9 protein-coding genes are annotated in these 7,996 nt (G+C 32.1%); 5 read left to right on the top strand and 4 right to left on the bottom strand.

The window, feature by feature from the left end; all coding sequences use genetic code 11:
* Positions 1-131 precede the first annotated feature (131 nt).
* Complete coding sequence (locus CD150_RS10200) at positions 132-470, top strand: hypothetical protein (RefSeq protein ID WP_073344714.1); 339 nt, start codon at positions 132-134, stop codon at positions 468-470.
* Between the two features lie 143 nt (positions 471-613).
* Here the strand turns inward: CD150_RS10200 and CD150_RS10195 are convergent, their stop codons facing one another.
* Positions 614-1,555, bottom strand: coding sequence for a DsbA family protein (locus CD150_RS10195; protein WP_070658091.1), 942 nt, complete (start codon positions 1,553-1,555; stop codon positions 614-616).
* A gap of 139 nt (positions 1,556-1,694) precedes the next feature.
* On the opposite strand from CD150_RS10195, the gene CD150_RS10190 reads away from it, so the two are divergent.
* The gene (locus CD150_RS10190) at positions 1,695-2,255 is read left to right on the top strand and encodes a TetR family transcriptional regulator (protein WP_073344709.1); all 561 of its coding nucleotides are present in this window, start codon (positions 1,695-1,697) and stop codon (positions 2,253-2,255) included.
* Positions 2,256-2,281: 26 nt separating this feature from the next.
* The gene (locus CD150_RS10185) at positions 2,282-2,623 is read left to right on the top strand and encodes a DoxX family protein (protein WP_070658088.1); all 342 of its coding nucleotides are present in this window, start codon (positions 2,282-2,284) and stop codon (positions 2,621-2,623) included.
* A gap of 74 nt (positions 2,624-2,697) precedes the next feature.
* On the opposite strand, the gene CD150_RS10180 is transcribed toward CD150_RS10185, so the two are convergent.
* Both CD150_RS10180 and CD150_RS10175 read right to left on the bottom strand, forming a co-directional pair.
* Complete coding sequence (locus CD150_RS10180; RefSeq protein WP_046206580.1) at positions 2,698-3,150, bottom strand: hypothetical protein; 453 nt, start codon at positions 3,148-3,150, stop codon at positions 2,698-2,700.
* Positions 3,151-3,152: 2 nt separating this feature from the next.
* Positions 3,153-3,959, bottom strand: coding sequence for a DUF3100 domain-containing protein (locus CD150_RS10175; RefSeq protein ID WP_064209135.1), 807 nt, complete (start codon positions 3,957-3,959; stop codon positions 3,153-3,155).
* 176 nt (positions 3,960-4,135) lie between these two features.
* Between CD150_RS10175 and CD150_RS10170 the strand changes: the two genes are divergently transcribed.
* Together CD150_RS10170 and CD150_RS10165 are read left to right on the top strand one after the other, a co-directional pair.
* On the top strand, positions 4,136-5,305 hold the full coding sequence (locus CD150_RS10170; RefSeq protein WP_073344706.1) for a YbfB/YjiJ family MFS transporter: 1,170 nt from the start codon (positions 4,136-4,138) through the stop codon (positions 5,303-5,305).
* 289 nt (positions 5,306-5,594) lie between these two features.
* Entirely contained in the window at positions 5,595-6,572 is a 978-nt protein-coding gene (locus CD150_RS10165) for a tRNA dihydrouridine synthase (RefSeq protein WP_073344702.1), read from the top strand.
* Between the two features lie 56 nt (positions 6,573-6,628).
* Here CD150_RS10165 and CD150_RS10160 read toward each other — a convergent pair whose 3' ends face one another.
* Positions 6,629-7,825 (bottom strand): MFS transporter, encoded by a 1,197-nt coding sequence (locus CD150_RS10160; protein WP_371090925.1) that lies wholly within the window; start codon positions 7,823-7,825, stop codon positions 6,629-6,631.
* Positions 7,826-7,996 lie beyond the last annotated feature (171 nt).

Below are 7,996 nucleotides of genomic sequence, written 5' to 3'. Positions count from 1 at the left end.
TTTTACTATCTAATTATTGTTTAAATAAAACTGACGATAAATTGAGTTTGATTTATTTTGAATAGTTTATTAATTGCGCGTAATGTGTATATACTAATTATAGATATAAAAAATTAAAATGGGGTTTCTGTATGTATATCATCGTTCAATATAGCAGAGGTAACACACTATTTTACTTGCGTAATAGAAATCAAGAACCAATCAATTCAAAAGTAGTAGCAATTTCTAAAACCAAATATAATGAAGGATTGTTACAACATATCTATAGTATACTTTCTCAAACGAATCATAGTGTTAAAGAAATAGACTTTGTAGTAATAGAAATGAATGACATAGAATCAATAAAAATAAATGCAGTTTGTGAAGTGAGTAGGTATTTAGAAGCGCAGCTAAATAAAAATATCATTGTAACTAATAGTATAGAAACTTTTAATTACAATGAATATTTGAAAAAATATAAAACGACATGAGTAAGAATATAAATGCAATAAAGTGACACTTTATATAAACATATTTGATAAATTGATTGAATTTCACCTGCATTGAACAAGTACATATAGTGTTTGATGAACGTAAGCCATTTCGCTCACAATGTCAGTTAGATTGTCATATATTACGATAAAATAAATTCATAATAATTTTCACCAAGGATATTTTTGGCTGTGTAAACTGAAGGACTCAAATTTTGTTCAACGAAATTTGGTACTTCGTCTTGCGCAATATCATACATAATTTCAATTTCTTTAGAAAATAAACGATGTTGTTTTTTTAAATATAATTCTAAATCTGGCAATGGTTTTGAAACGGTTTTTCCATTATTGTTAAGTTTTTTAAGTGTATCTATATAAACATTTAAATCTCTAGCACCTACAATTTTGGTACCTTGGTTATCATGATTTACTATGACAACTGTAGGGAAACCTCTGACACCTAATTCTCGTACTAAGTTAAAATCGTTTGAAAGTAGTTGCTGGCCTTGCGTACTATTTGCTAAATCAAAAATAGTTTCAATATTTATTGTTTTATTGTTTTTATATAAAGTTTGTACAATTGATTTAAGTATTTTGTTATCAGAAATATTTTGGTTAAAGACGAAAACAGCTTCCCTCACTAATCTAATAAATTCAATAGCAGAAGTCGGGGAATCTAATTGCTGAATCGCTTTATACAATCGAGATGCTGGGTATGAAGATTGCACAGGATCTAATTCCATAACTGTACCATCGATAGGCATGCGTGAATATTGACCTACTTCTTGCCAATGTGGTGTCACATCAGCTGGTTTATAAATGCCATTTGCAGGATCAATAGGACCATCTCCCCAAGCTTCTAAAAGACCGCCCATAATCATTTGAAAATTAAACAAATGACCGTACTGAACTAACAGTTTATTTAAAATTGGTTCGAAAGCCCAACAATGTGAACACATAGGATCAGTTATATAATATAAAGTTAAATTAGGACTTTGGTTGTTCAAGTTTATGTTTTCTACTTCATTTTCTTCACTCGGTTTGCAAACACCCGAATACATATCACATACCATATTTTTTTCCATAATTGTACCTCCGTAGTTTAATTAAATTGATATACTCTTATGATAAGTAGTAATATGAATAATAAGTACCAACAAATTGTAGAAAATGTTGAATATTCAACATCCAGAATTAAATGTTGGGAGAAAATGAGGGAGTCGAATGGTACAATCAAAATCAGACTTGCGCGTCATTAAAACGAGAAAATCTATCATGCAAGCTTTTATCAAATTGTCTGGTGTTAAAGATTTTAAAAGTATAACTGTAAAAGATATTACACAAGAGGCACTTATCAATAGAGCTACGTTTTATTATCATTTCAGTGATATCTATGATTTGTTAGAAAAAGCGCTTGCTGAGGAACTATTAATTAATTTAAATTATGAATATTTTGAATATAAACCATTGAGTGAAAATACAATTGTCGACATTTTTAAAGTAGTGGCGGAGTTTCAATTGTCTTTAAATAGAAGATGTCATAGGAGTTATCCTGAGACAATAGACCATATTGTTCAAGAACATATTGCAAATGTATTGTATAAATTGTTGAATGATAGTGACTTTGAAGAAGATAGTACACGACAATTGGCTGCAAACATGATAAGTGCAAGTATCTATAAAGCAGCTGAAACATGGTACCAAAAGGATAGTGAGATGTTACCTGAAAATTATATTAAACGCATTACGCCTTATATGATTTCTGGTTTGCTAGCGCATGACTAAGATAAAAATGAAAAGGGGTCGTTAAAATGAGTATTATTATCATTATATTGCAAATAATTTTGGGGATATTTTTTATCATGACAGGATCTAAAATTTTATCTGGTGCAATGAAACAAGATTTTGCGCGTCTTGGCTACCCACCTATTTTTAATCAAATTACAGGAATTTTTGAATTTGTAGGTGGTCTGGGGATGTTGATAGGTGTGTTGTATAATGTGATTGCTTTATTATCAAGTATATTACTAGGTGCAACGATGTTTGTTGGTGCAATTTCATTGATTTTCTTAGGCAAGGATCCAATTAAAAAAGCGATTCCAGCTATTGTACTCTTTTTATTGAACTTTATAGTATTCATTTATTATATTTAAAATATTTTCTGACTTTAATTATCCCCGTACAAACGATAGATTGAATTGTTTGTACGGGGATGATTATGTGTAGATTATGCTAAACCTTGAATGCTTAAAACAATTTCTGCTACAAGGGCAGAACCTACGTATGTACTGAGCAATATTACGGTTCCTACGACAATTGTTTTCCAACCTAACTTAGCAAAATCGGCCCACGAATTTCCTATAGAAACACCTGCATATGCAACCACTGGTGTAGCTAATGACAATAGATCTACTTTTTCAGTCCATTCAACAATGTGTGATGATCCAGGGATGCCTGGTATTGTAATGATGAGTCCGATTATACCAATATAAGCAATACTAGGTATATTTAAAGGAACAATATCACGTAAGATTAAACCGCTTAATGCAATGCCCATTAATGTAAGAATGCCCGGTAAAGCTTCTATTGGCATAACACTGTAACCAATCCAATTACTAAAAAGTGAAATAATGCCTACCACACATAATGTGAGTATCCAGTTTGTAACTTTTGAATTCATACTCATTGCTCCTTATCTTTTGTGAATTTTGATTTAATATGCATAATAAAGCTGTAATATTTTCGAGTTAATGGCAAAGCAATTAATATACCCACATAAAGCCCTGTGACAGATGTAAGTAAATTACTCACGCCAGAGAATGCTGTAATTGTACTAGCTTGGTCAGGATACATTTCAACTAAGGGACCTAGTGCAGCAGCAGTCATCACACCACTTCCTACACCTGTCGCCATTGCAAATGCTAATGGGCTAAAAGGTAAAATAGAGATTAGTATGCCGGAGAAAATGCTAAAAAATATTGCCCCAAATATCGTTCCAAATATATACATGGACATGACTCCTCGCCATTCAGGAGAGGTAATACCATATTTTTCAGTAATAAGTGCTAAATTTGGTTCTCTACCTATTGAATGTGTCATACCTATAGATTCTCTACGTAAACCTAAAAGTATAGCTAGCGGTAATGAAATAATAATAGTAGCTAAATTTCCGGCTTCTTGAAGTATTAAAGCGGGTCCAGCTGCAATAATTTTAGGAAGGGCAGGTCCAGCCTCTACCCCGAATTTTGCTATGAGTAATGCTACAGAAATAAAGACCATTGGTTCAGAGTGCTTAGCTTGTCTTTTACCTATAATAGGTGTGAAATATACTCCCAAACCAAGTAATACTGCGTAAACTACTGGTAACAATAGGATTGAAGTTATACCTAATGGAATTTTATGTGCGCCAATCACTTCAGAAATGATCATAATGATTAGGACAATGCCATGTAATCTCCAATCTTTCCAAAGTATATTTTGTTGTTGCATAACAATCCCCCTAATAAAAATCTGAAAATTCAAAATAATAATAATGCCTATTCTATACTTACTATTTCAAAATTAAAAGGGGTTGAAGATAATATTATTGATTGCTAATGAAAAAGTATTTGTAAATATCATGAAAAGTGTATAATGTAATTAATTTATTGAAAGGTGTGTAAAGTATGAAAGAAGCGTATAAGCAACTTGTTTTAGGTATGTTGTGTTTGTTTATTGTTATGGCAATTGGACGTTTTGCATATACGCCCATCATGCCTTTTATGCAGCTTAATACCAGTATGGACAATCCGAGTGCGGGTATGTTGGCTACATATAACTATTTAGGGTATCTTATTGGCGCAATGATTCCAATTTGGATTATTGTATTTAATAAGGTAGTCGATCTTAAAATATATTTAATGATTAATATTATTTCAACACTATTCATGGGTATTTTTGATAGTTATATCTTATGGGCTATTTTTAGATTTGTTTCTGGTGTGTCTAGTGGTACTGTTTTTGTATTAGCATCAAATGTTGCGTTAGAAGCATTAAAAATGGTTCGAAAAGAACGTATATCAGGTCTGCTTTATAGTGGTGTAGGTTTAGGTATTTTTTCAAGTAGTATCTTTATTTTTTTATTTACTTCAGTGAATACCTGGAAAACGACTTGGGTTTTGCTCGGTATTTTTTCATTAATCATGGCTATTTTTATTATATTTGGTATGCGTGAAAATGATGGTACTGATCACGAAAGCCATAAAACAAACGAAAGTCAATCTAATGTATCAAGTAAGTTGAAGAAAAAATTTATTTGGGGATTTTCCATTGCATATTTTTGCGAAGGTGCTGGATATATTATTACGGGCACATTTTTGGTTGCCATTGTTAAATCGATACCCTCGTTATCAGACTATGCAGCATTAAGTTGGATGTTTGTTGGGTTAGGCGCGATACCATCGACCATTCTTTGGTCTATGTTGGCTGATATGTTAGGCCATGGTAAGGCGACCTACTTAGCTTTTATTTTACAAATAATAAGTGTTACTTTGCCAATACTATCAGACAGTATGTTGAGTTTAATACTAAGTTCATTATTATTTGGTTCAACGTTTTTAGGGCTTACTACATTATTTATGTCCAAAGCACAAGCTTTAATGTATCAAAATAATAGTAAGCTGAACTTAGTTGCGATATTGACAGTCATATACAGTTTGGGGCAAATGATTGCACCTGCATTGTCAGGATTATTAATTGGAAGCGCAGGGAACTTCAATGCAGCCTTGATTTTTGCTGCTGCTATTTTATGTGTAGGGTTATTTAGTAGTATGTATAGTTACCGGACTAGGTATTAAATGAATATTTTCTTATAACTTTGATAATTTTGTTAAAAAGTGAAGAAAAATTATGAGATAGATCGCCTTCTACGTGTATAACTTGAACTGCTTTCGAAAATATTTAAGGTGACAATAGATTTATTTCGAATGCGTAACTATTCGATTATTTAGGTAATAAGTTTTTAGATAAGCTGTTTTCGAGTTGGTTTTGGAAGTTTATAATCTTTTTGTATAAGTCTAATTTTTGTGGTAATATCGTCATGGATAAAAATTCGAGATAATAATAGATAAGAAGGTTAAAATATATATGAAAGAAAATTTTTGGCGTGAATTACCGCGTCCATTTTTTGTTTTGGCGCCTATGGAAGATGTAACAGATGTAGTCTTTCGTCATGTAGTCAGCGAAGCGGGAAGACCTGATGTCTTTTTCACTGAGTTTACAAATACGGAAAGTTTTTGCCATCCTGAAGGCGTACATAGCGTACGTGGCCGTTTAACTTTTACAGAAGATGAACAACCCATCGTTGCACATATTTGGGGTGATAAACCTGAACATTTTCGTGAAATGAGTATTGGCATGGCAGAGATGGGGTTTAAAGGCATTGATTTGAATATGGGTTGTCCAGTTGCGAATGTTGCAACAAAAGGTAAGGGTTCAGGACTAATATTACGTCCTGAAACTGCAGCTGAAATTATTCAAGCATCTAAAGCAGGAGGGTTACCTGTAAGTGTTAAAACACGCTTGGGTTATTCTGAAATTGATGAATGGAGAGAGTGGTTGAAACATGTTTTTCAGCAAGATATTGCGAATTTATCAATTCACCTGCGTACACGTAGAGAGATGAGTAAAGTAGACGCCCATTGGGAATTAATCGGTGAAATTAAAAAACTACGTGATGAAATTGCACCAAATACATTATTGACGATAAATGGTGATATTCCAGATAGAAAAACTGGGCTTGAACTGGCAGAAAAGTATGGTATCGATGGTATCATGATTGGACGTGGGATTTTCCATAATCCTTATGCTTTTGAAAAAGAACCAAGAGAACATACGAGTGCAGAACTTTTAAACTTGTTGAGACTTCATCTTGATTTGTTCGACAAATATTCACAAGAAGAAACACGCTTATTTAAACCGTTGCGCAGATTCTTTAAAATATATGTGCGTGGCATCAGAGGTGCAAGTGAGTTAAGACATCAACTGATGAGTACAAATACGACTGATGAAGCACGTGAACTATTAGATGAATTTGAAGCAAATATGGAAACAACAATACAATAGTAAAAATTTGAATATATAAATAGGCTTGGAAATCTTAATATTTTAGATTTTCAAGCCTATTTTTGCTTAATGGTAAGAGCAATAACGAATGCTATGACCATAAAACTAGTAATCATTAAAACTACGCCAGGCCATTGAATATAGTTATAAAACACACCGGCTAAAGTACCACCTACAGAAGAACCCATATAATAAAATAATAAGTATAGGCTAGAGGCCTGTGCTTTATGGTCTTCTGCACGACTGGTAACTACTGCACTTGCAATTGCATGCCCACTAAAAAAAGCATAAACACTAAAGGCTAAGCCAATAATTTTGAATGTTAGCGGTGGCAATAAAGTGATGTTAATACCGAAAATTAACAATAAAACACTGAATTTCAAGGCATTTAAAGTACCTAATTTCATACGTAATTTTGCGTTTAGTATTGAGGAAATCATACCTATTAAAAATAATAAGTAAATAAAACTAATGATACTATCATGTAAATTATATGGTTTTTCTGATAACACGAAACCAATATAGTTAAATGCTGCGATGTTACACCCAAGTAGCAGAAAGCCAATCATAAATGGTTTGAGCAATCTGATATTTGTTAGATGCTTATAATAACTCATTAATAATGTTTTTACAGAAAAACGCTGTTTTTCAAAATGTTTAGATGATGGTAATAAAAATGTAAATAAAATGGCTGCAATAAGACTGATTATACCTATAGAAATTAGGCCAGTTTGATATCCATATATACTTGAAATAAAACCGGTGAATATTCTTCCAAAGGCGCCGCCAAAAGCATTTCCACTAATATAAATGCCCATCGCCTCAGGTAAATTTTGTGATGAAATTTCTTCACCAATATAAGCCATTGCGATTGATGGTAAACCAGCTAGACATATGCCTTGGATTAATCGCACAATTAAAAAAGTATTGAAATCTGTTAAAAATGGTTGTATTAAGGCGAGTAAGGATACAGAAAGAACAGAAAAAATCATTATAGGTTTACGGCCTAACACTTCGGATAGTGCCCCGAAAAATAGCATAGCAATCGCTAAGGTAATGGTTGCTGCTGATAAAGCTAAACTTGAAACAGTTTCACTAATATTAAATGACTTTGTGAAATGTGGAATCAAAGGTTGAACACTATATAAGATAGAAAAGATAGTAAAACCGGAAATAAAAAGTGCAATAATGATTTTTAAATAGTCTTTCGAACCTTTTGTCACATAATGTTTTTTTAAATTATTCAATGTCATGCCCCGCTTATTAGTTGATATATTTATGGTAGCATGTAATTAATAATATAAAAAATATATTATTTATACTTGCATTTTTTGTTAAAAACATAAAGTTCATTTTTATGACATATCACATAATTGAACACTTATAGCTTTGTAACAATTTGAACAGAGATTTGAATAAATCAT

Source organism: Staphylococcus ureilyticus (assembly GCF_002902235.1).
GTDB lineage: Bacteria > Bacillota > Bacilli > Staphylococcales > Staphylococcaceae > Staphylococcus > Staphylococcus ureilyticus.
Note: the sequence above shows the minus strand (reverse complement) of the source record. Positions and strands in the feature narration are given on the sequence as shown.

Excerpts from the sequence above, each read along its gene's own strand:
- CD150_RS10200 (WP_073344714.1), top strand. The coding sequence starts at position 132 with ATGTATATCATCGTTCAATATAGCAGAGGTAACACACTATTTTACTTG.
- CD150_RS10195 (WP_070658091.1), bottom strand. The coding sequence starts at position 1,555 with ATGGAAAAAAATATGGTATGTGATATGTATTCGGGTGTTTGCAAACCG.
- CD150_RS10190 (WP_073344709.1), top strand. The coding sequence starts at position 1,695 with ATGGTACAATCAAAATCAGACTTGCGCGTCATTAAAACGAGAAAATCT.
- CD150_RS10185 (WP_070658088.1), top strand. The coding sequence starts at position 2,282 with ATGAGTATTATTATCATTATATTGCAAATAATTTTGGGGATATTTTTT.
- CD150_RS10180 (WP_046206580.1), bottom strand. The coding sequence starts at position 3,150 with ATGAATTCAAAAGTTACAAACTGGATACTCACATTATGTGTGGTAGGC.
- CD150_RS10175 (WP_064209135.1), bottom strand. The coding sequence starts at position 3,959 with ATGCAACAACAAAATATACTTTGGAAAGATTGGAGATTACATGGCATT.
- CD150_RS10170 (WP_073344706.1), top strand. The coding sequence starts at position 4,136 with ATGAAAGAAGCGTATAAGCAACTTGTTTTAGGTATGTTGTGTTTGTTT.
- CD150_RS10165 (WP_073344702.1), top strand. The coding sequence starts at position 5,595 with ATGAAAGAAAATTTTTGGCGTGAATTACCGCGTCCATTTTTTGTTTTG.
- CD150_RS10160 (WP_371090925.1), bottom strand. The coding sequence starts at position 7,825 with ATGACATTGAATAATTTAAAAAAACATTATGTGACAAAAGGTTCGAAA.